At 65.0% G+C, this 23287-nt stretch carries 29 protein-coding genes and 1 riboswitch; of the genes, 12 read left to right on the top strand and 17 right to left on the bottom strand.

What is annotated here, in order from left to right:
* Positions 1 to 108 precede the first annotated feature (108 nt).
* The 4 genes from ACVJ19_RS06630 (at position 109) to ACVJ19_RS06615 (ending at position 3156) form a co-directional block, all read left to right on the top strand.
* A complete protein-coding gene (locus ACVJ19_RS06630; RefSeq protein ID WP_453949707.1) occupies positions 109 to 633 on the top strand; it encodes a YegJ family protein in 525 nt (174 codons plus the stop codon).
* 180 nt (positions 634 to 813) lie between these two features.
* Positions 814 to 2334 (top strand): histidine--tRNA ligase, encoded by a 1521-nt coding sequence (gene hisS / locus ACVJ19_RS06625; RefSeq protein WP_453949708.1) that lies wholly within the window; start codon positions 814 to 816, stop codon positions 2332 to 2334.
* 77 nt (positions 2335 to 2411) lie between these two features.
* Positions 2412 to 2651 (top strand): tautomerase family protein, encoded by a 240-nt coding sequence (locus tag ACVJ19_RS06620; RefSeq protein ID WP_453949710.1) that lies wholly within the window; start codon positions 2412 to 2414, stop codon positions 2649 to 2651.
* Between the two features lie 112 nt (positions 2652 to 2763).
* Positions 2764 to 3156 (top strand): thioesterase family protein, encoded by a 393-nt coding sequence (locus tag ACVJ19_RS06615; protein ID WP_354120885.1) that lies wholly within the window; start codon positions 2764 to 2766, stop codon positions 3154 to 3156.
* A gap of 138 nt (positions 3157 to 3294) precedes the next feature.
* Here ACVJ19_RS06615 and proC read toward each other — a convergent pair whose 3' ends face one another.
* Positions 3295 to 4122 (bottom strand): pyrroline-5-carboxylate reductase, encoded by an 828-nt coding sequence (gene proC / locus ACVJ19_RS06610; RefSeq protein WP_453949712.1) that lies wholly within the window; start codon positions 4120 to 4122, stop codon positions 3295 to 3297.
* Between the two features lie 229 nt (positions 4123 to 4351).
* Positions 4352 to 4852, bottom strand: a complete 501-nt coding sequence (locus ACVJ19_RS06605) for a YbjN domain-containing protein (RefSeq protein WP_453949714.1) — start codon at positions 4850 to 4852, stop codon at positions 4352 to 4354.
* Positions 4853 to 5237: 385 nt separating this feature from the next.
* Positions 5238 to 5396: riboswitch (FMN riboswitch) on the top strand.
* 78 nt (positions 5397 to 5474) lie between these two features.
* Between ACVJ19_RS06605 and ACVJ19_RS06600 the strand changes: the two genes are divergently transcribed.
* The gene (locus tag ACVJ19_RS06600) at positions 5475 to 6032 is read left to right on the top strand and encodes a 6,7-dimethyl-8-ribityllumazine synthase (protein ID WP_453949715.1); all 558 of its coding nucleotides are present in this window, start codon (positions 5475 to 5477) and stop codon (positions 6030 to 6032) included.
* An 84-nt stretch (positions 6033 to 6116) separates the two neighbouring features.
* Here ACVJ19_RS06600 and ACVJ19_RS06595 read toward each other — a convergent pair whose 3' ends face one another.
* From ACVJ19_RS06595 to ACVJ19_RS06560, 8 genes are all read right to left on the bottom strand, one after another.
* A complete protein-coding gene (locus ACVJ19_RS06595; RefSeq protein ID WP_453949717.1) occupies positions 6117 to 7151 on the bottom strand; it encodes a D-alanine--D-alanine ligase family protein in 1035 nt (344 codons plus the stop codon).
* The gene (locus ACVJ19_RS06590) at positions 7148 to 8176 is read right to left on the bottom strand and encodes a putative zinc-binding metallopeptidase (RefSeq protein WP_453949718.1); all 1029 of its coding nucleotides are present in this window, start codon (positions 8174 to 8176) and stop codon (positions 7148 to 7150) included. Before ACVJ19_RS06590 ends, ACVJ19_RS06595 begins: the two co-directional genes overlap by 4 nt.
* A 222-nt stretch (positions 8177 to 8398) precedes the next feature.
* Positions 8399 to 9352 (bottom strand): ribose-phosphate diphosphokinase, encoded by a 954-nt coding sequence (locus ACVJ19_RS06585; protein ID WP_439396387.1) that lies wholly within the window; start codon positions 9350 to 9352, stop codon positions 8399 to 8401.
* Between the two features lie 193 nt (positions 9353 to 9545).
* Positions 9546 to 10163, bottom strand: a complete 618-nt coding sequence (locus ACVJ19_RS06580) for a hypothetical protein (RefSeq protein ID WP_453949720.1) — start codon at positions 10161 to 10163, stop codon at positions 9546 to 9548.
* A 204-nt stretch (positions 10164 to 10367) separates the two neighbouring features.
* Positions 10368 to 11135, bottom strand: a complete 768-nt coding sequence (gene pgeF / locus ACVJ19_RS06575) for a peptidoglycan editing factor PgeF (RefSeq protein WP_453949722.1) — start codon at positions 11133 to 11135, stop codon at positions 10368 to 10370.
* Positions 11135 to 12250 (bottom strand): class I SAM-dependent methyltransferase, encoded by a 1116-nt coding sequence (locus ACVJ19_RS06570; RefSeq protein WP_456739360.1) that lies wholly within the window; start codon positions 12248 to 12250, stop codon positions 11135 to 11137. Before ACVJ19_RS06570 ends, pgeF begins: the two co-directional genes overlap by 1 nt.
* Positions 12251 to 12271: 21 nt before the next feature.
* Positions 12272 to 13114, bottom strand: a complete 843-nt coding sequence (gene lgt / locus ACVJ19_RS06565) for a prolipoprotein diacylglyceryl transferase (protein WP_453949724.1) — start codon at positions 13112 to 13114, stop codon at positions 12272 to 12274.
* Between the two features lie 205 nt (positions 13115 to 13319).
* Positions 13320 to 14051, bottom strand: coding sequence for a dienelactone hydrolase family protein (locus ACVJ19_RS06560; RefSeq protein WP_453949725.1), 732 nt, complete (start codon positions 14049 to 14051; stop codon positions 13320 to 13322).
* 168 nt (positions 14052 to 14219) lie between these two features.
* On the opposite strand from ACVJ19_RS06560, the gene ACVJ19_RS06555 reads away from it, so the two are divergent.
* The 4 genes from ACVJ19_RS06555 (at position 14220) to ychF (ending at position 17299) form a co-directional block, all read left to right on the top strand.
* Positions 14220 to 14471 carry an accessory factor UbiK family protein gene (locus tag ACVJ19_RS06555; protein ID WP_194391531.1) on the top strand — a complete coding sequence of 84 codons (252 nt, stop codon included), beginning with the start codon at positions 14220 to 14222 and terminating at the stop codon, positions 14469 to 14471.
* 338 nt (positions 14472 to 14809) lie between these two features.
* Positions 14810 to 15532, top strand: a complete 723-nt coding sequence (locus tag ACVJ19_RS06550; protein ID WP_456739359.1) for a 50S ribosomal protein L25/general stress protein Ctc — start codon at positions 14810 to 14812, stop codon at positions 15530 to 15532.
* A gap of 58 nt (positions 15533 to 15590) precedes the next feature.
* Positions 15591 to 16196, top strand: a complete 606-nt coding sequence (pth, locus tag ACVJ19_RS06545; RefSeq protein ID WP_453949726.1) for an aminoacyl-tRNA hydrolase — start codon at positions 15591 to 15593, stop codon at positions 16194 to 16196.
* A gap of 5 nt (positions 16197 to 16201) precedes the next feature.
* Positions 16202 to 17299: a redox-regulated ATPase YchF gene (ychF, locus tag ACVJ19_RS06540; RefSeq protein ID WP_453949727.1), complete on the top strand. Its 1098-nt coding sequence runs from the start codon at positions 16202 to 16204 to the stop codon at positions 17297 to 17299.
* Between the two features lie 188 nt (positions 17300 to 17487).
* Here the strand turns inward: ychF and ACVJ19_RS06535 are convergent, their stop codons facing one another.
* Positions 17488 to 17784 carry a DUF4282 domain-containing protein gene (locus tag ACVJ19_RS06535; RefSeq protein ID WP_018648333.1) on the bottom strand — a complete coding sequence of 99 codons (297 nt, stop codon included), beginning with the start codon at positions 17782 to 17784 and terminating at the stop codon, positions 17488 to 17490.
* A gap of 167 nt (positions 17785 to 17951) precedes the next feature.
* On the opposite strand from ACVJ19_RS06535, the gene ACVJ19_RS06530 reads away from it, so the two are divergent.
* The 3 genes from ACVJ19_RS06530 to ACVJ19_RS06520 all read left to right on the top strand — a co-directional run bounded on the left by ACVJ19_RS06530 (position 17952) and on the right by ACVJ19_RS06520 (position 19225).
* Positions 17952 to 18404 (top strand): MaoC family dehydratase, encoded by a 453-nt coding sequence (locus tag ACVJ19_RS06530; RefSeq protein WP_453949729.1) that lies wholly within the window; start codon positions 17952 to 17954, stop codon positions 18402 to 18404.
* The gene (locus ACVJ19_RS06525) at positions 18404 to 18883 is read left to right on the top strand and encodes a MaoC family dehydratase (protein ID WP_453949730.1); all 480 of its coding nucleotides are present in this window, start codon (positions 18404 to 18406) and stop codon (positions 18881 to 18883) included. Before ACVJ19_RS06530 ends, ACVJ19_RS06525 begins: the two co-directional genes overlap by 1 nt.
* 195 nt (positions 18884 to 19078) lie before the next feature.
* Positions 19079 to 19225: a hypothetical protein gene (locus tag ACVJ19_RS06520; RefSeq protein ID WP_018648330.1), complete on the top strand. Its 147-nt coding sequence runs from the start codon at positions 19079 to 19081 to the stop codon at positions 19223 to 19225.
* A gap of 35 nt (positions 19226 to 19260) precedes the next feature.
* On the opposite strand, the gene ACVJ19_RS06515 is transcribed toward ACVJ19_RS06520, so the two are convergent.
* From ACVJ19_RS06515 to ACVJ19_RS06490, 6 genes are all read right to left on the bottom strand, one after another.
* Positions 19261 to 19398 (bottom strand): hypothetical protein, encoded by a 138-nt coding sequence (locus tag ACVJ19_RS06515; protein WP_018648329.1) that lies wholly within the window; start codon positions 19396 to 19398, stop codon positions 19261 to 19263.
* A 350-nt stretch (positions 19399 to 19748) separates the two neighbouring features.
* The gene (locus tag ACVJ19_RS06510; protein ID WP_453949733.1) at positions 19749 to 20168 is read right to left on the bottom strand and encodes a hypothetical protein; all 420 of its coding nucleotides are present in this window, start codon (positions 20166 to 20168) and stop codon (positions 19749 to 19751) included.
* Positions 20169 to 20489: 321 nt separating this feature from the next.
* Positions 20490 to 21404, bottom strand: a complete 915-nt coding sequence (locus tag ACVJ19_RS06505; RefSeq protein ID WP_453949735.1) for a hypothetical protein — start codon at positions 21402 to 21404, stop codon at positions 20490 to 20492.
* A 271-nt stretch (positions 21405 to 21675) separates the two neighbouring features.
* Positions 21676 to 22116, bottom strand: a complete 441-nt coding sequence (locus ACVJ19_RS06500) for a nuclear transport factor 2 family protein (RefSeq protein WP_453949737.1) — start codon at positions 22114 to 22116, stop codon at positions 21676 to 21678.
* A 185-nt stretch (positions 22117 to 22301) separates the two neighbouring features.
* Positions 22302 to 22568, bottom strand: a complete 267-nt coding sequence (locus ACVJ19_RS06495; protein ID WP_453949738.1) for a hypothetical protein — start codon at positions 22566 to 22568, stop codon at positions 22302 to 22304.
* Between the two features lie 233 nt (positions 22569 to 22801).
* Complete coding sequence (locus ACVJ19_RS06490) at positions 22802 to 23254, bottom strand: nuclear transport factor 2 family protein (protein ID WP_453949739.1); 453 nt, start codon at positions 23252 to 23254, stop codon at positions 22802 to 22804.
* Positions 23255 to 23287 lie beyond the last annotated feature (33 nt).

Below are 23287 nucleotides of genomic sequence, written 5' to 3'. Positions count from 1 at the left end.
ACAAGGAGAGGGGAAGCGCGCAATGTTTGTGGCTTATTGCGCTATGAACGTGCTGCTGCCGACATGCGACAAAGCCAGGACACAACAAGCATCCTGGACATCGCGAACATGACAACAAAACTCTCCCAGCCCATGAAATGGGTGGTTCTCGCCGCCATCACCGGCGTCTCCGTTTTCGGCATCCTGACCATCGGCCCCTCGCACGAGGTCGTCGCGCAAGACCGCTCGCCGATCGTCGACGTGCGCACCTCCGACCCCGAGATGAACGCCGCGATCGCCCGTGCCCGCGGCACGCTCCCCACCTTCTGGGCCTCCTATGACGCGCCAAAATCGTCGGAGACCGGGCACGCCCTGAAGGTGCGCTTCTCGACCCGCAAGGGCGGCGAGCATATCTGGATCGGCGAGGTGAAGAAGCAGCCCGACGGCACCTATTCCGGTCTGTTCGCCAACGAGCCGCGCGATCTGCCCGGCAAACGGGCAGGCGACCAGGTGAAGTTCACGGAAGCCGACATCTCGGACTGGATGTTCATGCGCAACGGCAAGATCGTCGGCGGCGAGACCATCAAGCCGACGCTGAAGTCGCTGCCGAAGGCGGATGCGGATGCACTGAGGGCCCGGATGGAGCAGCCGTAGAGGAGGGGTTGTCATTCCGGGATGGTCCGCAGGACCAGACCTCAGGTGCGCAATTGCGCACCGGGGAATCTCGAGATTCCGGGTTCGATGCTGCGCATCGCCCCGGAATGACGGCAAGCTTGGGGCTTCCGCGATGCTACCCCGGTTGCCGCCCCGCGCGTCGGCTGGTAAACGCCGCGCATGGCCGAGAAACCCAAAAAACCCCAGAAACTGAAGGCGCGCCTGCCGCGCGGGCTCGAGGATCGCGATCCCTCAGCGATCCGGGCGACGCGCGAGATGGTCGAGAAGATCCGCGCCGTCTACGAGCTCTACGGTTTCGAGCCGGTGGAAACGCCGGCGATGGAATATACCGATGCGCTCGGCAAGTTCCTGCCTGACCAGGACCGCCCGAACGAGGGCGTGTTCTCGTTCCAGGACGACGACGAGCAGTGGATCAGCCTGCGCTACGATCTGACGGCGCCGCTCGCCCGCTACGTCGGCGAGCGCTACGGCACCGACGGTCTGGTCCTGCCCTATCGCAGCTATCGCGTCGGCTATGTCTTCCGCAACGAGAAGCCCGGCCCCGGCCGCTTCCGCCAGTTCATGCAGTTCGATGCCGATACGGTCGGCTCGGCGACGCCGGCGGCGGACGCCGAGATCTGCATGATGGCCGCGGACACGATGGAGGCGCTGGGCATCGCGCGCGGCTCCTATGTCGTGAAGGTGAACAACCGAAAAGTGCTCGATGGCGTTTTGGAAGCCATCGGGCTCGCCGGTGACGAGAACGCCGCGCGCAGGCTGACCGTGCTGCGCGCCATCGACAAGCTCGACAAGTTCTCCGCCGACGAGGTGCGCAAATTGCTCGGTCCCGGACGGTGGGATGGCGGCGAGGAAGGCAAGGGCGACTTCACCAAGGGCGCCAATTTGAGTGAAGCTGAAGCTGACGTCGTTCTCGCCATCACCAAGCCGCGCGACGATTGGAAAGAGGCGATTAGCGCGGCAGAATCCTACCTCGCCAAGAGCGAAGTCGGTCAGGCCGGCGTGAGTGAGCTGGAAGAGATCGCCAGGCTGGTTACGGCGTCGGGCTACGGTGCGGATCGCATCAAGATCGATCCGTCCGTCGTGCGCGGCCTCGAATATTACACCGGCCCCGTCTATGAGGTCGAACTCTTGCTCGAGACCAAGGACGAGAAGGGCCGTCCGGTGCGCTTCGGCTCGGTCGGCGGCGGCGGCCGCTATGACGGCCTCGTCTCGCGCTTCCGCGGCGAGCCGGTGCCGGCGACCGGCTTCTCGATCGGCGTCTCGCGGCTGCAGGCGGCGCTGACACTGCTCGGCAAGCTCGACACGCGGCCCGAATTCGGCCCCGTCGTCGTCACCGTGTTCGACCGCGACCGCGTCGCCGACTACCAGAAGATGGTGGCGTCCTTGCGAGGTGCCGGCATCCGTGCCGAGCTCTATCTCGGCAATCCCAAGAACATGGGCAACCAGCTCAAATATGCCGACCGCCGCAACTCACCTTGCGTCATCATCCAGGGCTCGGATGAGAAGGCGCGTGGCGAGGTGCAGATCAAGGATCTGGTCGAGGGCGCGAAGGCTGCCGCCGCGATCGCCTCCAACCAGGAATGGCGCGAGACTCGGCCGGCGCAGTTCTCGTGCAGCGAAGCCGATCTCGTCGCCAAGGTGCGCGAGGTGCTGGCGCGCCATGACGTGAGCTGGGGCTAGCCATTCGCAAGCAGCCTCATGCACGGGCTTGTCCCGGGCAGCCGCGTCCTGTTTGATGCGCACGTCATGATCGGGGTGTGCCCGGTCATCGCGAAAGCAGCAGGGAGACAACGATGCCTGAGATCACCATCAGCATGGCCGAAGGCCGCACCGACGAGCAGAAGGCCGGCATGATGCGCGACATCACCCAGGCGCTGGTGAAGAATCTCGGCGTCGACGCCGATGCCGTCGTCATCCAGATCAACGAAGCCCCGCTCCGCCACAAGATGAAGGGCGGCAAGACGTTCGTGGAGCGCGCCGCGGCGGCGAAGAAGTGACGCATTAGCGTCATTCCGGGGCAGCCCGTCAGGGCTGAACCCGGAATCTCGAGCCGTAACTTCTGGATTCCGGGTTCGCGCTTTGCGCGCCCCGGAATGACGAGCAAGCACCATGGACGCACGCGACTTCATCAAGGTCGGCATGAGCGCCGAGCGCACGCTGGTGGTGCCAGCGGAGCGCACGGTCGGTCATTTCGTGCCCGGCATGCCGTTTGTCTACGCGACGCCGATGATGATCCTGGAGATGGAGATGACGTCGGGCGATGCGATCCGCGCCGCGCTCCAGCCGGGCTGGGTCACCGTCGGCACCGAGGTTGATATCCGTCATCTTGCAGCGGCGCTCGTCGGCGCGACAGTGCGGACCACCGCGAAGGTCGTCGCGGTCGAACGCCGCGTCATCCGCTTCGAGGTCGAGGCGTTCGAGGGTACGCGCAGGCTCGGCGAAGGCCGCCACGCACGCGGGCTTGTGAATGTCGAGATGTTCAACAAGCGGCTGGGGGCGTAGCCCGGACGCGGTGCCGTAGGGTGGGTTAGCTCGCGGTCGCGCGAAGCGCGGTCCGCTAGCGTAACCCACCAACTTCGCTCCGCAATCGCTGATGCATGGTGGGTTACGGCTTCGCCTAACCCACCCTACGGCACCTTTCTACTTCGCCAATTCCTTCGAGCGCTTCGTCGCGGCCGCGATCGCGCGGATCATCAAGTCGCGCAGGCCCGGCTCGCCCATCAGCACGCCGAGCGCTGCAGCCGTGGTGCCGCCGGGCGAGGTGACGTTCTGGCGCAGCGTGGCGGAGGGGAGGTCCGACTGGTGCAGCAACTCGCCGGAGCCGGCGACGGTCTCGCGCGCAAGCTTGGTCGCGAGCGCCTCTGGCAATCCCGCTTCGACGCCGGCGCGCGCGAGTTCCTCGGCGAGCAGGAACACATAGGCCGGGCCCGAGCCGGAGACGGCGGTCACCGCGTCCATCAGGCCTTCGTCCTCGACCCATTCGACCGAGCCGGTGGCGCGCAGCAGCGCATCGGCCACCGCGCGCTGCGCGGCGCTGACATTCTTCGCCGCGACAGCGACGGTGATGCCGCGGCCGATCGCGGCCGGCGTGTTCGGCATCGCGCGCACCACGGCGCCGCCGCAGACCTCCTCGAGCAAGGCGATCGTGGTTCCCGCCATGATCGAGACCACCGAGGTCGTGTTCGAGACGAACGGCCTCAGCTTCGCACCGGCCTCGCGGAACATCTGCGGCTTCACCGCGACCACGAGCGTCTCGACCCGACCGGCAGTCGCAACATCGGGATTGAGCGCAACGCCTTTGGCGGCAAGCGCAGTGATCTCGGGCGAGATGTGCGGATCGATCACCGCGACGCGGCGCGGGTCGAGCCCGCCCGCAAGCCATCCGGTCAGCATCGCGCCGCCCATCTTGCCGGCGCCGGCAAGCAGGATGGTGCCGGTGATGTTTTGGAGGGTGCTGTTGTCTGCCATCGCTGTTGCCACAAAATCCGCCGTCGTCCTGGCGAAAGCCAGGACCCATTACCCCGGCTGGTTCTAGTGGATGGCGGGCAGAGCAACAAGCGCCGCGCGATACGGCGAGACCTCGCGGTATGGGTCCTGGATCGGCGCGACGACAGCGCTTCGCGCCGGCGTCGCTGGTCCAGGACGACGATGAGGGGAGAGCTCTGGCTCCCTCACGCCTGATGGAGCGAGGAGAGCTCTACGCCTCTCCCACCGTGTCGAACATCGCCGCGTCCATCGCCTCGGTCGTGGTCTTGCCGGCCCACACCACGAACTGGAACGCCGGGAAGTAGCGCTCGCAGGCGTGGATGGCGCCGGCGAGCATGGCTTCGCATTGCGCGGTCGAGGCGGTGAGGCCGCCCGGCAGCACCAGGGCCTGGCGATGCATAACCATGCCGGTGTTGGTCCACAGATCGAAATGGCCGACCCACAATTGCTCGTTGACCGCGGCGACGAGCCGCTGCACTTCGCTCCGCCGCGCGAGCGGAATCTTCATGTCGAACGCGCAGGCCAGATGCAGCGCCTCGATCTCGCCCATCCAGGTGAAGGAGAGCTGGTAGTCGGTCCATTGTCCCTTGGAGACAATCGTGAGTTCGTCTTCGCCGGAGCGTTCGAACGGCCAGTTGTTGGTGGCAGCGATATCCTCGACCACCGCGAGCGGATGGTTTCGGGAATCGATGTTGCCTTCGAGCAGGGACATGCCGTCTCGACCTCTTGCCTTCTTGTTGTCGTTGATACGCACGCGGTCGGCCCGGCACGCTCCCTCAATGTCGCTCTCGCGATCCCTCGGATCAGCGCGGGCCTGTCGCGGATCAAGTGATGTGATTTGCGGAATCTGCGCAACGGGGTCCCGAGTCCGTCCACAAGCCAGGACTCGTTCGTCCACAGCTGATCTCCGCCACAATTCTTAACGGGAAGAACAAATCGGAATCGGATTCCCCGGAGCGCGCCAATCGTTAATTCCGCCGGGCGAGGGCCGGACCGACATGGCGGCATGGGACCATGCGCATTCCCCATGCGGAACACGCTTGCTGCGGCCGCCGGGCGGCGTCATATTTCCGGTCAGGCCGTTCATTCCGGACGGCCGATGTTCTCAGGGCGGGGTGAAAGTCCCCACCGGCGGTAAGGGTCGAAAGGCCCAAGCCCGCGAGCGCCTTCCTCGAGGCTTTGTCCGAAGGGAAGGGTCAGCAGATTCGGTGCAATTCCGAAGCCGACGGTTAAAGTCCGGATGAAAGAGAACGGTCGGTGGCAGACGCATCGCAAGGATGCGGCTGTTTGTCGTTCCGTGTGCCCTGATTCTGGTCCTTGAACCGAGGAAAGCCATGAATCAGATGTTGCAAGATCCCCAAGCCGAAACTTCCGAAGTCATCCAACCGCCGGTTCCGCAGGACCCGGCACCGGCGCATCCGCGCTTCGCAAAGCCGCAGCGGGTGGCCTTCGTGCAGGCCTGCTGGCACCGCGACGTGGTCGAGGAGGCCCGCATCGCCTTCATGAAGGAGGCCGAGGCGCGTCACCTCACCCATGTCGACGTGTTCGAGGTGCCGGGCTCGTTCGAGATCCCGCTGCACGCACAGGTGCTCGCCAAGACCCGGCGCTACACCGCGATCGTCGCCGCCGGCCTCGTCGTCGACGGCGGCATCTATCGGCACGAGTTCGTCGCCGACACCGTGATCAAGGCGCTGATGGACGTGCAGCTGCGCACCGAGGTGCCGGTGTTCTCCGCGGTGCTGACGCCGCAGCAATTCCACGAGACCGAGGTGCACTACGATTTCTTCCGCCGGCACTTTGCCATCAAGGGCGTCGAGGTCGCGGCCGCCTGTGCCGAGACGCTGCACGGTCTGGAGCGCCTGCGCGGCCAGGTCGCGGCGGGGATTGTGTAACGCCGCGCAACGACGATCACCCCTCATCCGGAGGAGCGCGTCTCGACGGATGAGGGGCTACCCTGCGATCGCTGCCATCTTGCATCATCCCAGCGACACCCCGGCCTTGGCCCGGCTTATTCCAAGAGCCAGGATGCGCTGCAGGAGATCCGGATATTTGAGCCCGGCATGTTGGGCCGCCGTGGCGAACTCCTGGCTCTTGGCGATCTCGGGGTTGGGATTTGCTTCGATGAAATACGGCGTGCCGTCGGCGGCGAGACGAAAATCGATGCGCGCGTAGCCGTCGAGTCCCAGCGCTCGGTAGATGCGTTTCGCAGCGCGCTGGATGCGCATGGTGATTTCGGGCGCGAGGTCCTTCGCCGGCCCGTCGACGATGCCGAGGCGCTCCTGATAGCCGGTGTCGTGCTTGGCTTTCTCCGTGGCGATGTGCCGTGACCTGCGCCCGCCCATGCTGCCGAATTTCAGTTCCCAAACCGGCAGGACGCGTAGCCGGTTGTTGCCGAGCACGCCGACGTAAAGCTCTCGCCCCTCGATGAACTCCTCGGCGATGGCGGCGGATTCGACCCGCTCGTGGATGAAGGCGACGCGCTCTGCCAGTTTCTCGTCCGTGTCGACGATCGATGCCTGCGAGATGCCGAAGGAGCCATCCATGTTCAGGCTCTTGACGATCAGCGGCAGCGCAAGACGCGTCGGGCGTTTTACCTTGCGGCGCATCGGGAAGACGGCGAAGGCCGGCGCGGCGATCCGGCGGTGATGCACCAGCGTCTTGGACAAATCCTTGCCGCGCGCCAGGATGAGTCCGCGCGGATTGCATCCGGTATAAGGGACCTTCATCAGTTCGAGATAGCTGGCGATGTGCTGGTCGTAGGCGACGTTGTTGTGGAATTCCTCCAGCAACGTGAAAACCACGTGCGGCTTGAACTCTTCGATCGCCTCGCGCACCGGCTTGATTTCGTCCTGCGCGCCGAGGGCGCGAACCTCGTGGCCGGCCGCACGCAAGGTGCTGACCACGTCGTATTCCGTTTTCCACGTGTTGATTTCCTGCGGGGTGTATCCGTCGCTTGAATCCGGGGGCATGAAGTCCGGATGCATCAGGACCAGAATGTGGAGGCGTCTCATAACGCGATCCATTTGCGCCGAGACGGGCCAAATAGCGCGTGCATCGTCTTGGCGGTCACGAGGACGGTGAAATCGAGAACGAGCTTCTGTTCGGGGCCGACGGCGCGCAGATCGAGCTCGCGGCAGCGGGAGATCATGTCGTCGAGCACGGCATCGAGCGTGAGCTGGTTCTCGCCCGTCCATCGCGCGACCAGTTGCCTGATCTGGGCGCGGTGCCGCCTGATCAGGGCCGAAGCCGGCTTTGACCGGTGATGCCGTGGATCGGCTGAAAACAGCCGGGAGAGGTCGCGGTCGTAGGTCTTCGGGGGTGTGAAGGCGTAGAACGCCTGCTTCTTCTTGTAGTGGTCTTCGAGCGTCTGGCTGAGCCGACCCAGCGGGTCGACACGCTCTCGCGTCGTGATCGGCGGTCGCTTTCCCGCAATCTCGCTCATCAGTTCGTCGACATATTCGAGCTTCTTCAGCGCCGGCCAGCCGGCATATCGCGTCCGCCAGTTCGAGCGCGGCCGCAGCCAGACCGCAAAGGTTTCGGCGAAATCTTCGTCCGGATGGCTCTGCGCGTACCACAGCCGCAGATGCTGGACGTAACGCCGGCTCGCTGGATTGGGCCGGTAGTAGCGCGGATAGTGTTTCGACGACGGGCCGAACAGCTGCTGCCAGCGCCGCCGGCGCTCCAGCTGGTAGCCGTGCTGCACGGCATGGCCCGCCTCGTGGCGGAGGATGGCCATGCACTCGCGCCAGGTTCCGCCCTCGACGTCGAGCATCATCTTCTTCTCGAGCTTCATCAGGCGGGGATGAGCGAGATAGAACGGAATGGCGATGCCGGGCACACCGCCCGGACTGAACCATTCGCTCGACATCCATGTGTGCGGCCGCAGCCGGATGCCGCGCTCTTCCAGCTCCTCATGGAGCGTGCTGACGCAATCCTCGAGCCAGGTGCCTTCGACCGTAATCCTCAGGCTGGAGAGGCGCTGCTTGAGCAACTGCTCATCCGTCAGCTTTTCCCAGGCAAATTTCCGGCGTGGCATCGGGCATCCTGAGAGCAGAGATGGCTCGGTATCCGGATGATGTCATGGGCGGCCGTTGGCAACAACCCGTGGGGTTTTGCGAGGGGTGCTGTGGGACGTCAGTGCACGAGATTGTAGGGTGGGCAAAGCGTAGCGTGCCCACCGCCCGCGTTCCAAAGAAAAAGGTGGGCGCGGCGCTTTGCGCCTTTGCCCACCCTACGAGACCTTCCGGAACCGGAAAAACTAGTCGAACAGGCTCGACACCGACTCTTCCGCGGCGGTGCGCGCGATCGCATCCGAGATCAGGCTGGCGATCGGCAGCGTGCGGATGTTCGACGCCTTGGTCACCGCTTCCGTCGGCAGGATCGAGTCGGTGATCACCAGTTCCTTCAGCCTGGAGCCGGCGATGCGGGCGGCCGCGCCGCCGGAGAGCACGCCATGGGTGATGTAGGCGTAGACGTCCTTGGCGCCCTTGGCGATCAGCGCGTCGGCCGCGTTCACCAGAGTGCCGCCGGAGTCCACGATGTCGTCGACCAGGATGCAGCTGTAGCCGGAGACGTCGCCGATCACATTCATGACTTCGGATTCACCCGGACGCTCGCGGCGCTTGTCGACGATCGCGAGCGGGGTGTTGATGCGCTTGGCAAGGCCACGGGCGCGGGCCACGCCGCCGACGTCGGGCGATACCACCATCACCTTGCCGAGGTCGAAACGTTCGCGGATGTCGCGCACCATCAGGGGAGCCGCGAACAAATTGTCGGTCGGGATATCGAAGAAGCCCTGGATCTGGCCGGCATGCAGGTCGAGCGTCATGACGCGGTCAACGCCGGCATGGGTGATCAGATTGGCGACGAGCTTGGCCGAGATCGGCGTGCGCGAGCCGGAGCGGCGGTCCTGCCTGGCATAGCCGAAATAGGGGATCACTGCGGTGATGCGGCGCGCCGAGGAGCGGCGCAGCGCATCGGTGATGATCAGCAGCTCCATCAGATTGTCGTTCGCCGGGAACGAGGTCGACTGGATGATGAAGGCATCCGAGCCGCGGATGTTCTCCTGGACCTCGACGAAGATCTCCATGTCCGCGAAGCGCCGGACCACCGCCTTGGTCAGCGGCATGTTGAGGCCCTGCGCGATGGCCTGCGCGAGAGCCGGATTGGAGTTGCCGGCAACAAGCTTGATGGAGCCGTTCTTGGCCGACATGGACGCTTCCTCCCGCGCTTTGCTGGATACGACGTTCAACATCAGAAAATACCCACTGGCAGCACGGTTACGACGGGCGAGGAAATATCAGGCCGGGGGCCGCAATGGCAACCCGGGATGCTACGTTTTCCATTTGAAATCCTGAGTCCGGCCAACGGCTTGGCTGCAAACTGAGCCCGTGGTTTAGCGGGGGTTATCGCTCGGCATAGCCGAGCGCCGAGGCCGGCATGTCAGGCACTGGGCCCTCCTTGATCACGCTCGCCACCGCCGGGCCGCGCAGGCCGGGAGCCGCGCCCGGGGCATCCGGCGTTCCGTTGATCATGTTGGAAAGTCCGCTGAATCCGGCCTGGGCGATCTTGCGCAGCACGAGGTCGTCGGCCGCTTGCCAGGGATCGCGGCCGCCCTTGGCCGCGGTGGGTTCCTCGCCGGAGAGGCGCAGCGCCCGCTGCTGGTTGGCGTCGTAGACGTCCCAGACCCAGGCGATCACGGTCTTGCCGCGCACCACCTGGGCGGAGAGGTAGCTGCGCACGCGGTAGGCGGCCGTCCCCTCGCGGGAGACGACGGACAGGCTGCGCAGCTTGGATTCGCTGTCGAGCACGCCGACCATGCGGTCGAACACCTGCGGCGGCGGCCCGTCGATGGATTCGAACGCCACCGTCGCTCCCGAGCCGGTGCTCGGTGCCATCGCATAGGAATTGGCAGCACTACCGCCGCCACCGGCGCAGCCGCCAAGCGCGGCCGCTACTGCCAGCAGCATGGCCGCCAGCACGCGCGAACCCGCGCGGCCCAAGATGAATGACGCATCCCTCATTATGGAGGGCAGCGATATCGTTAAAATCGATTAAGGTCTAGGGCAGAGGCGACACAGACCACTGTCATCGCGTCGACGCACCGTCATTCCGGGGCGATGCGCAAGCATCGAACCCGGAATCTCGAGATTCTCAGGTGCGCAAGTGCGCACCGGGTTCTCGCTACGCGAGCCCCGGAATGACGATCGTAAAGGTTGCTCTTGTGTTCACGCTTCCAGCGCGATCGCGTGAACGTGTCGGCCGTAATCCGGCTCCTTGCGATGCACCGAGCGGCGGTAGCTGAAGAAGCGCTCGTCGGCGTAGGTATCGAGGCCGAGATCGTCGATCATCAGGATGCCGGCGGCTTCCAGCCGCTTGCGGATGAAGCCGGCGAGGTCGAACATCGCGTGACCCTCGCGCACCGAGGGAATGAAGAACACCGCGTTGTCCGCGTCCGCCTCGATGAAGCGCGCGACGAACTCGTTGCCGACTTCGTAGCTCTCCTGCCGGATCAACGGGCCGATCGCGGCGATGATGCCGCTGCGTGTGGCGCCGAGCTTCTCCATGGCCGAGATCGTAGATTCCAGCACGCCGGTCAGCGCGCCCTTCCAGCCGGCATGGGCGCCGCCGATCACGCGCGCATTGGGATCGACGAACAGCACCGGACCGCAATCTGCGGTGGAAACGCCGAGCGCGATGCCGGGCGTCTTCGTCACCAGCGCGTCGCCCTTCGGCCGCGGTCCGCTCGGCCACGGCATTTCGGCGATGAGCACGTCGGGCGAATGGATCTGGTGCAGGCTGATGAAGCGCTCCGGCGCGACGCCGACATGCTCGGCCATGCGGCGGCGGTTTTCCGCAACGAGAGCCTGATCGTCGTGGGAGCCGAGCCCGCCGTTCAGCGCGGCATAGATGCCGCCGGAGACGCCGCCCTCGCGGGTGAAGAAGGCATGGCGCAGGCCGGGCACCGCCGACAGCAGCGACGAGGCAACAGTCATCAATTTCCTCCGGCGTGTTCGAGATCGCTGAGGCCGGCAATGCCCGTCAGCCGCGGCTCGGAAATGCCGAGCACCTTGAACATCGAGCCCATGCCGCTGCGCCCGGTATCCGTCAGCCGCTTGAGCGCCACCGAAATGTCGGTGGCGACCTCCGGCGTCGCCTTCTGCATCAGGGCGGCGGCGCGGGTATCGATGCCGACGCGCTTGAGGAAGTCTCCTTGCGTCACCGGGCCGTGCACGCGAGCACCAACGTCTTCCGCTGCACGCGCCAGCGCCTGGAAATCGACATGGGCGGTGACGTCGGCCTGGCCCGGCGCCTTCAGGGGATCGGTGAAGGTGTGGCGCGCGATGGCCTGGAAAGTGTCGCCGGCATCGCTGCGCAGATGGCCGTAGTCGATGATCAGCGCCGCGCCGTCCTGGTCGCGCACGCGCGTGGCGAGCTTCATGATCTCGCCGTCCGGCCGCCATTCGAACACGGCGCCGACGGGAGCTGCGCGCACCAAAGGCGGCAGCAGCACGTCGAAGCGCGGCGTCGGCTCGGGGGCCGCGCCGAATTGAAGCTTGCCGTTCGGGTCGATCTCGATCATGCGCTCGTGCCAGCCGTTCTCGCCCTTCACCATCTGGTGGATCGGCAGCACGTCGAAATATTCGTTGGCGAGGATGACGCTCGGTCCTTCCGGCACGTCGTCGATGCTGTCGTGCCAGGCGATGTTGCGCACGCCCGCCAGCGTCGCGCTCTGCCGCTCGCGCAGGACGGGATTGACCTCGACCATGTGGATGTGGAGCGCCTGGTAGAGCGGCGGCAGCACGCGGAGCGCGCGCAGCGCATCCGCCATCATGGTGCCGCGGCCGGGGCCGAGCTCGATCAGCCGCAGGAATTGCGGCGAGCCCATCTGCTTCCACACCGAGGCGGTCCACAGGCCCAAGAGCTCGCCGAACATCTGGCTGACCTCGGGCGCGGTGGTGAAGTCGCCCTCACGGCCCAGCGGATCGCGCGAGACGTAATAGCCATAGCGCGGATGCATCAGGCACAGTTCCATGTACCGCCAGACCGGCATGGGCCCCGAGGATTTGATCAGCGCCTTGATCTCGTTGAGTAGCGGCTGGTCGTTCACGGCATACTTTCTCGAAATGAATTAACGAACGGCCTCGACAGGCTTCGGCGCACCGCGCCGCACTGCCAATACAATAAGTATGAGGCCGACAATAAGCATCGGGATCGACAACAGCATGCCCATGGTTAATCCGCCCCAGAGGTAGCCGAGCTGGACGTCCGGCTCGCGGAAATGCTCGCCGATGATCCGGGTCAGGCCGTAGATTAGGATGAAGCTGCCGAGGATGAGCCCCGGCCGCTTCAAGGCGCCGCGGCGGATCATCACGGCGAGCACGACGAACAGCAGGAGGCCCTCCATGCCCGCTTCATAGAGCTGGCTCGGATGGCGCGGCACGTCACCGCCGGTCGGAAAGATCATGGCCCAGGGCAGGCTGGGGTCGGCGGCGCGGCCCCACAATTCGCCGTTGATGAAGTTGGTCAGCCGCACCAGGAAGATGCCGATCGGCGCGACGCCGCAGGTGATGTCGCCGAGCGACAGGATGGAGATGCCGTTCTTGCGGGCGAACCACATCACCGCGACGACGCAGCCGAGGAAGCCGCCATGGAACGACATGCCGCCTTCCCACAATTTGAAGATGGCGGCCGGATGCTCGATGAAGAAGGGCAGATTGTAGAACAGGACGTAACCGGAGCGGCCACCGACGATGATGCCGAGCGTCACCCACAAGATGAAATCGTCGATCTGCACCAGGCTGATCGGCGATGAGCCGGCCCACAGCCTGTCGTTCTTGATCAGTGCGCGGGCATAGAGCCAGCCGAACGTGATCCCGCAGATATAGCCGAGCGCGTACCAGCGGATCGCAAACGGTCCGATCTGGAGTGCGATTGGACTGAACGAGGGAAAGTCGATGAGCAGAAAGGGCATCACGCCTTGCTTCTAGAGTTCGTTGGCAAGCTGCGGCCCCGACGGAGCTGCGCTCCCTCCCCCGCTTGCGGGGGAGGGTAGGGGAGAGGGTGCTTCCGCCGAAAGACTCCCAGCGGGGAGAAAGCCCTCACCCGCGCTTTCAGCGCGACCTCTCCCGCAAGCGGGAGAGGTACACCGAATTCGCGGATGCGTCGGTCCATACCGCTCACACGAGATTGCGGCGATAGAGCGCCAGCAGCCGCTCCCAGTGCCGCTCGGCGGCGTCGCGGTCGTAGACCGGACGCTTGGGGAAGGCAAAACCGTGATGCGTGCCGGGATAGATCTCGACCTCGGCTTTGGCCCCGCTCATGCCCTGCCTGACCTTCTCGATGATCTCCGTGGGCGCGTAGATGTCTGTCTCGGCGCAGGCGAAATAGAGCTCGGCCCTGGTCTTGCCGGCGGCGAGATGCGGGCTGTCCTCCTGGTCGGTTGCGAGCTGCGTGCCGTAGACCGAGGCCGCGGCCTTGACCCGGTCGGGGAAGTGCGTGGCGGCATTCACCGCGTAGCGGCCGCTCATGCAGTAGCCGACAGTGCCGACGATTTTCGTGTTCGCGGCCGCCTGGCCTTCGGCATAGGTGAGCAGCGCCCTTGTATCGTCCATGATCATGGGAATGGTGAGCGAGCCCATCAGCGCGAACATGCGCTTGCGCTCCGGCGCGTTCGGGTCGGCCGGCAACGCGCCGAGCTCCATCACGCCGGAGCGGTAATAAAGGTTCGGCAGCATCACGTAATAGCCCGAGGTCGCGAGCCGGCGCGCCATGTCGCGCAGCTCTTCGCGGATCGCCGGCGCATCCATGTAGAACAGGATGACCGGAAACGGCCCGCCGCGTTCGGGATGGCTGATGAAGGTTGCGGTGTGGCCGTCCTTGGTGGGAATCGCGATCTGCTGGTCGATCATCTCGTGCGCCTTCTGATTCTTCTTATGCCGGGACGTTGAATACGATTGCAAGGAAACCGGGGCATGACAAGGATACCGCCGCTTCGCTCTTGAACCGGCTCAATCGGATTGCCATTGTCTTTTCGAGTGTTCGCGCAAAGTTTATCGCAAGGCCGCGAGGAGACCGACATGACCCAGACCAGCAACCGGCTTTTCGACGAGATCGGCCGCCTGATGAACGACGCCGCCGGTGCGGCCCAGGGCGTCAAGCGCGAGTTCGACACGGTGATGCGCACCCAGGCCGAAAAATTCCTGCGCGACATGGACCTCGTCAAGCGCGAGGAGTTTGAGGCCGTCAAGGACATGGCCCGCCTGGCGCGCGAGGAGAACGAAGCGCTGAAGGCGCGGATTGCAGCGCTGGAGGCCAAGCTGGGGGGATAGGGCTCTTACCCTCCCCTGGAGGGGGAGGGTCGATCGCGCGTAGCGCGAGCGGGGTGGGGTGACAGTCTCTCCGCGTCGAATAGTGCCCGTGGGGAGAGATCACCCCACCCCGTCTCACATTTCGCTACGCTCAATGTGAGCCGACCCTCCCCCTCCAGGGGAGGGTAAGAACCCGGGTAGGAACCCAGGGCAACCGCCTATTCTCCTTGTCATTTCCGCATCTTCCGGGTAAAAGCCCGCCACGTCCGCGGCCCCCGCACCCCTGGAGGCTTGCTGTGGACCATGCCATGGGCCGCCTTGCGGCCCATTAACTTTTGCAAAAACAAGGACTTAACGACATGGCGACGACCGTCAAGGAATTGAAGGCGACCGCACGTCCGAAGAGCGGCAAGGGGGCCGCCCGGGCTGAGCGTCGCGCCGGGAGAGTGCCCGGAGTGATCTATGGCAACAACCAGCCCCCCGTCACGATCTCGATCGAAGATCGTGAACTGCGCCAGCGCATCCTCGCCGGCCGGTTCCTGACCACGCTGGTCGACATCGATCTCGAGGGCAAGAAGCACCGCGTGATTCCGCGCGACTACCACCTCGATCCGGTCAAGGACTTCCCGATCCATGTCGACTTCATGCGTCTCGGTGAAGGCGCCACCATCCGCATCAGCGTTCCCCTGCACGTGGTGAAGGCCGAAGGTTCGCCCGGCGTGAAGCGCGGCGGCACCGTCAACATCGTCGCCCACGCGATCGAGCTCGAATGCGGCGTCGAGAGCATCCCGCAGTACATCGAGGCCGACGTCGGCACGCTCGAAATCGGTCACTCGCTCCATCTGTCGGACGTCAAGCTGCCGGCCGGCGTGAAGGCGCTGACCCGCGAGGACGCGACCCTCGTCACCATCGTGCCGCCGTCCGGCTACGCCGAAGAGCAGAAGGCTGCTGCTGCGGCTGCGGCTGGTGGTGCGGCTCCGGCCGCGGGTGCCGCTGCTCCGGCTGCCGCTGTTCCGGCTGCGGGTGCTGCTGCTCCGGCGGCCGCCGCCAAGGCTCCCGCCGGCGGCGACAAGAAGAAGTAATCTCTCAAAGCTGGCGCGCGGTCTCTAGCCGCGCGCCGAGCGAGGGGCGCGCCGCGTCATGCGACTCTTTGTTGGGCTCGGCAATCCCGGCGCGAAATACGCACGTAACCGGCACAATATCGGCTTCATGGCCGTCGACGAGATCGCGCGGCGTCATGGTTTTTCACCGTGGCGCCGCCGCTTTCAGGGCGAGACCTCAGAAGGCACGCTCGGCACTGAGCGCGTGATCCTGCTCAAGCCCACGACCTACATGAACGACTCCGGTCGCTCGGTGCAGGAGGCGGCGAGCTTCTTCAAGATCGCGCCGGGCGACGTCACCGCGTTCCACGACGAGCTCGAACTGCCGCCGGGCAAGGTGCGGGTGAAGATCGGCGGCGGCATTGCCGGCCACAACGGCCTGCGCTCGATCTCGGCGCATATCGGCAACGACTATCGCCGGGTGCGGCTCGGCATCGGTCATCCCGGCGTCAAGGAAATGGTGCACGGCCACGTGCTGTCGGACTTCGCCAAGGCCGACAACGAATGGGTGGCGACGCTCTGCGACGCGGTCGCCGAGCACGCCGCACTGATCGCCAAGGGCACGGACGCGACCTTCGCCAACAGGGTGCATCTTGCCATGCAGGCGAAGGGATTTTTGACCAAGGACGAGAACGGCAAGGAATAACGCTCGTGGGATTTAAATGCGGGATCGTCGGGTTGCCCAATGTCGGCAAGTCGACCTTGTTCAATGCGCTGACCGAGACGGCCGCGGCGCAGGCCGCGAACTATCCGTTCTGCACCATCGAGCCGAATGTCGGTGAAGTCGCCGTCCCCGATCCGCGGCTCGACAAGCTCGCGGCCATCGCCAAGTCGGGCCAGATCATCCCGACCCGGCTGACCTTCGTCGACATCGCCGGCCTCGTGCGCGGCGCGTCCAAGGGCGAAGGCCTCGGCAACCAGTTCCTCGCCAACATCCGCGAGGTCGATGCCATCGCGCACGTCGTGCGCTGTTTTGAAGATTCCGACATTACCCATGTCGAGGGCAAGATCGCCCCGCTCGCCGACATCGAGACCATCGAGACCGAGCTGATGCTCGCCGACCTCGACAGCCTGGAGAAGCGCGTCGACAACCTCACCAAGAAGGCCAAGGGCAACGACAAGGACGCCAAGGAGCAGCTCGACCTCGTCAACCGCACCCTGGTGCTGTTGCGCGAGGGCAAGCCTGCGCGCCTCGTCGAGCGCAAGGCCGAGGAGGAGCGCGCCTTCTCGATGCTCGGCCTCCTGTCGTCAAAGCCCGTGCTCTATGTCTGCAACGTCGAGGAAGGCTCTGCCGCCACCGGCAACGCCTTCTCCAAGGCGGTCGAGGAGCAGGCGGCAAAGGAAGGCGCGGTCGCCGTCGTCATCTCCGCCAAGATCGAGTCCGAGATCGCGACGATCTCGCGTGAAGAGCGCGCCGATTTCCTGGAGACGCTGGGCCTGGAGGAGGCCGGCCTCGACCGCCTGATCCGCGCCGGCTACTCGCTGCTCCAGCTCATCACCTATTTCACGGTGGGTCCGAAGGAAGCGCGCGCCTGGACCATCCATCGCGGCACCAAGGGGCCCGGCGCCGCCGGCGTGATCCACACCGACTTCGAGAAAGGCTTCATCCGCGCCGAGACGATCGCGTATGAGGACTACGTCGCGCTCGGCGGCGAAGCCGGCGCCCGCGATGCCGGCAAGCTCCGCCTCGAAGGCAAGGAATACGTCGTCGCCGACGGCGACGTGATGCATTTCCGGTTCAATACGTAAGAGGCGAACGGCGGGATTTTTCCCCGTCGTCGTCCTGGACAAGCGAAGCGCAGATCCAGGACCCATTACCCCAGGGAGTGGTTTGGCGAAGACTCGGGGTTACCAGCTCGTACCACAACTTCTCCCTGGGGTAATGGGTCCTGGCTTTCGCCAGGACGACGTGGAGGTTTCCGCCACCTGCGCCCGCCTCACCGCATCCCGCCGCCCTGGTCCCTGATCGCGCCGAGATGCTCGTTGATGCGGAAGACGATCAGGATCAGCTCCGCGACGATGCGCGAGAACACGATCCCGACCACGACGCTCGCGATCGACGACAGCAGCACCAGGAAGCCGCCGAACGGGCTGATCGCCATCGCGGCCAGCCCTGAGAAGATGCCGGAGAGGCCGAACAGGCAGATCAGCGCGATCACCAGCCAGTAGAAGGTCTTGATGATCGTCGGCGTGATGAAGCGGTCCCATTGGAACAGGTCGCTGAATGAAAACATTGCTCTCCCCAAGGCAAATCGGGACTTCAAATCGGGCTTCGGCCGTCGATCGATCCGACTCAAATCAACGCCGATACCCCATATGTAGCACGAGCCATGCGGGCCGGCGGGTTGAGATTGCCGCAAAGTGCGGCCACAATCTGTCATTCCCGCAAAGCTTTCCCGAGATGACCCTGACCTTCGAAGATTTCCCGCCCGGCCGGTTCGGAACGTTCGGCCCGCGCCATGTCACCCGCGACGAAATCCTGGCCTTTGCCGCCGAGTTCGATCCGCAGCCGATGCACCTCGACGAGGAGGCAGCCGGCAAAAGCATGCTGCGCGGCCTGTCCGGCTCGGGCTGGCACCTCTGCTCGCTGATGATGCGGATGATGGCCGACGGTTTCATCACCCGCGCCGCGTCCCTGGGGTCTCCCGGAGTCGACGAGGTGCGCTGGCTCTCGCCGCTCAGGCCCGGCGACGATCTCACGCTCGACGTCGACGTGCTGGAGGCGCGCGCCTCGAAAAGCCGCCCCGGGCTCGGCATCGTCAAGTTCAAATGCACCGCGCGCAATGCGGCCGGGCAGGCGCTCGCCGAGATGACCTCACCGATCCTGATCAAGCGGCGCGAGGGAGCGGTCTGATGCGGTTCTTCGAAGACATCGCGATCGGACAGCGCCGCGAGATCGGCGCCTATACGTTCACGGCGGAGTCCATCAAGACGTTTGCCGCGAAGTTCGATCCGCAGCGCTTTCACCTCGACGAGGAGGAAGGCAAGAACTCGCTGTTCGGCGGGCTCGCCGCCTCGGGCTGGCATGTCGGCTCGGCCTGCATGAGCCTGCTTGTCGCCGACGGCCAGCGTCTGGCGCGCGAGGCCGTCTCGTGCGGCGAGAAGGTCGCGGTCTGGGGCCCGTCGCCGGGCTTTCGCGATCTGCGCTGGATCAGGCCGGTGCTTGCCGGCGACACCGTCTCCTACGTCAACGAAGTCATCGACAAGCGCACCTCCGCCTCGCGTCCCGGCTGGGGCATTTTGACGGCCCGCACCACCGGCACCAACCAGCGCGGCGAGGAGGTCTACTCGATCACCGCGAGCGCCTTCGTGCCGCTGCGGAAGACGGATTAGATCAGTTCCAGAATGAACGGGGCAAATGAGTGCGCAAGTGTTGCCCGCGCGCTATGGACGCTATTCGGACCGGCTGCCATAAGCCTGCGCAACATGGTTACCGCGAAGCAATTGTCGGAACCATCAAGTTGCTAACCAATTATGAACCTGTCGCTGTCTATTTGAACGAATAGACAGAGACAGGGGACGAGGACCATGGCTGACCGCGGCGCACTCAAGTTTGTTGGATTTATCTTTGCGACCGCGACGCTGGCCGTGATGCTGGTCGCCGGCATGGTGGTGAAGGGCTATGCCGACGGCGGCTACACCCTGGAAGCCTCGACCGTGGACGCCGACCGGTAACGGTCTGTTAACGTTCCGGGGCCGTCAGCCCCGCCTCAGCGGCTATAGACGAACGCCAGCACCGCGATCGCAACCGCCAGCAATCCGACAAAGCGCAGCATGATCGTGCCGAACTGGTTCGGCGCGGGCCGCAGCGGTATGGGGTCCGTGGTGTCGGGCCGAATGCTTTCCATCTGACATGTCCCCTGAGCCCGGCCGTAACGGCCAATGGCGCTTGGCATTGGTCGCGGGGAAGGGGCGGAGGGTTCAAAGCGCTTCTTTTCAGCTCTCCCCGCTTGCGGGGAGAGGCACAGGCCGCCTACGGCGGCCGTTCTAAAGAACGCCGAAGCGAAGCTTCGGCTATGTCGCTCTTGCGATCCGGGTGAGGGGGTACAGGTCCCTCGACATATCTCGCGCGCGGAGAGATGCCCCTCACCCTAACCCTCTCCCCGTAAGAACGGGGAGAGGGAAATACACCCCACAAATCAAAACCGCCGCGCTCCCTTCCGGGAACGCGGCGGCCTGTGATGCTTGGTGCCAGCGATCAGCTGTTGCGCAGGCCGTCGGCGGCGCGCTTCCACTGCGCGACGTTGTCGGCGATCATGCGGGTCGACTTCATCGCGGCCTGGCTGAGCTGGGCATAGCCGGAGATCTCGCGCTGGACGCGCTGGCCCTCGGCATGCAGCAGGTCACGCAGGCTCTCGAGCTCGGAGATCAGGTTCTCGATCTCGGCGAGCGAGGTGCCGGCGACGCGCTGGATCAGCGAGTTGACGTTGGTGACGGTGGCCTCCGCGCTCGGATCGAGCGGCGGCGCGTCGGTGGTCGACGCCGGACGGCGCAGATAGGCGATGTCGTTGCGGACGAAGTCACGGATGCCGGCTTCGACCTCGGTCACGGCCGCGAGATTGTTGTCGACGGTTTCGGTCTCGGTTGCTTCAACCTTTTCCGGACGAATGGCGTTCATCGTTGTTCCCCTGTTCGCGTTGAGCGCAGCGCGAGTGTCCCCCGCACGACGATGTCTGTAAGGCAGCCCGCATCAGGGCGTCCGATTTTGACCGCAAAGGGGCCGAGATGCGGCAAGGGGGGACCATTCGAGGGTTTTGCCGTGGCCTATGGTTAGGGGAGTATGAACGCTGGTCCAGCGACGGAACCTCTATCCCCTCATGGTGAGGAGCGCGCCCTTCGCGCGCGTCTCGAACCATGTAAGGCCAGGCTCTCGCGGCGGGCCTCGATCCTTCGAGACGCGCTCCTTCGGAGCGCCCTCAGGATGAGGGGAAAGAGTGGTCTACCAGCTCTTCTTGAAGCCGGCCGTCACGCTCTTGTTGATCGCGCCTTGTGAGGTCTCGCCGACCGAGCCGGAGACGGTGACGTTGTCGAACAGCTTCTGCTCGGCGCCGAACTTGCGCAGCCATTTGTCGTCGGTGGTCGACAGCGTCTGGCCGGCGGTGATGCTGGTGCCGGTGTCGGTGATGCTGACCTTGGCGGACTGGTCGGTCTCGTAATTGCGCGTGATGTGGCCGCCGATGCCGGGCACGGCGGTGGTGCCCTGCTGGTTCACGCTGTAGCCGTTCTGCAGCGTCAACGACGTGTCGCCCGACAGCGGCACCGACTTGGTCAGCGACGCGCCGATCTTGCTCTGTTCAGTGCCGGGGTCGACGCGGGCTTCGACCGCAGTCTTGTCCCAGATCACGCCTGCGCCCGGCGCGGTTGCGGTCGCCCAGGCGCTGCCGGAGGATTGCGGCAGGCTGCCGCCATTGGCGGCCTTCTGGGCCAGCAGCTCGGACATCGTCCGCGGCTCGCTCGCCACCGTCATGTCGGCGCCGATCCGCGTGTCCCAGAATTCGAAGACCGACTGCTTCACGGTCACCGCCGAGGAGCCGTTGGCATTGGCGTTCGACGACCAGTTCATCCCGTCATTGGCCGCGGCCTGCGCGCGCTTCTTGGCGGCGATGATGTCGTTGAGCGTGCCGGCGTCGATGGAGAGCTGGCTCCAGTCGAGCTTGTCGACGTCGATGCCTTTGAGCACGTCGGGATCGTTGACATCAGGGGCTTCCGCCGCCTCGGCATCCTCGTCGGGCGCGGCCGCGGGCGGGGAGAAGGGCGGAATGATCTGCGCCGAGACCGTCAGCACCGATCCCAAGATGAATGCGGCCGCCAGCACCGGCCGCCTGGCCCAGCCAAAACCCGTCGAGAATTCCATCGTCCTGCCCGCAAACCCCAGCGCATGCTGCCGCCAATATATAGCGGCCTTCCGCAACGCGCCATTCCGCGCGGAGGATGCTGATCTATCGTTGCGAAATTGTGGCAACTCGCCTCGAGACGCGTGCCTTGGGAACGCGAACCAACGGGCCGCGCGAAGAGCGCGCGCCCGATGACGGCTTTCCTGCGACGGCATCCGGCGGGGCTGGAGGCCAGGACGTCGCGGTCGCCTTGTCATCGGTCCCGAACAGCGGGGCCCGTTGGCGTCCCCCTCAGCCGACGCTGCTCATCTTCGGTAGATGAATGGCGCGGCCGAGTGCCTGCTCGACCAGGTCGAACGTGTCGATCAGCACCCGCATGCTGATGAGCTTGCCGGCCCTGAACTGGGCGAACTGCGCGACGCGCAAGGAGATCGGCTTGTTGGAATCGAGTGCCGTCAGCGAATAGCGCAGCATCGAGGCGGCGGAATCCACGCCCAGCATGATGCTCTCGCGGTCGAAGCGGCGGACCTGGAAATTGTCGGCGAGCTGGCGGATGACGTCGAGCACGGCATCCTTGCCCTGGCGCGCGCCGAGGAACGGAAACATGTCGATCGGGCCGTAGAGCGCCCACTCGACGTCCTCGTCGATCAGGGCCTCGATATCCTCGAAGTGCCGGTCGTTGATCGCACGGTGCAATGCGCGCGAGAAACGCCAGAGGCTGTGCTCTGTCATTTGGGCAGTCCTGACGCTGGCTTGCAGAAAAAACGGAAAACAACCCCATGCACCGTAAAGGTACCCCAGGGCGCTCAACTCATTTGTATACAAATGAAATAGCCGATTTCGGCCAAAACGCAATTCACATTTTCGCAATGCACAATTGAGCGCGCTTTGTGAGATTTACAACAGAACCCCGTAATCTACCGGTCCCGGTGGACCGCGGGTTCCCGTTCGAGCGCGATCGCATCGTCCCGCAGCGCCAGCAGGCCGAACAGCAGCGCGCCGCCGATCCCGCCGATCGCCGCCCCCAAAGGCATGAAGGTGAAGAACACCAGCATGGCGTTTTGGCCTTCGAAATTCGTGGTTTGCGCGATTTCGACGAAAGCGAGCCCGGCCCCGATGCCGAGCGCAGCCCCGCCCAGCGTCCCCAGGAATAGCCCCAAAACAGCGAGCAACACGACTTTCATCGGCCCATCACCCAGCCGGCGTGCACAACGCCCCGGGATGGGTCTCGGCGGCAGGGAGGGAGGTTCAAACGGGCTGGTAGAGCTGCGCGAGCGAGCGCCACACCCTCGCCGTCGTCCTGGCGAAGGCCAGGACCCATAACCACCGGGCTCGGTAATGGGCAGGCTGGTCGTTGGCCGCCTGTCGCCACATCGGCAGTCGGGGTAATGGGTCCTGGCCTTCGCCAGGACGACAGCTACACCCCGTCCACCCCCGCCCCCGTGATCAACGGCCCGATTTCGCGCTCCAGCACCTGCTGCACCAGATCGTAGGAATCGATGATCTCGCGGATCTCGGCCACCAGCCCGCCGCGGAAGGTGTAGAACACCGCCATGTCGAACTGCACGATGCGGCCGTTGCTGCGCTTCCTAAAATAGGTCTGGAGGTAGGTCGCGACCTCGTCGCCGTCGGCGAGGATATGCGGCACCTTGTAGCGAACTTCCGAATAGCGCGACCAGACCGTCTGCCAGAGCTCGCGCAGCTCCGCCTTGCCGTGGCGCGGCACCATGTGCGGCAGTACGTCGATCGGCGCGTGGGTGAGGAAGTCGACGTCGTCGGTGCAGCACGCCAGCGCGGCCTCGATGTCGCCGCGCGCAAAGCTGTCGAGCAGATGCACGACGCGCTGCCTGTTCAACGATTCAACCGTCATGCCGCGCCGCCCTCATTGCCCATGACCCGCGAA

This window comes from Bradyrhizobium sp. USDA 376 (assembly GCF_054063675.1).
Note: the sequence above shows the minus strand (reverse complement) of the source record. Positions and strands in the feature narration are given on the sequence as shown.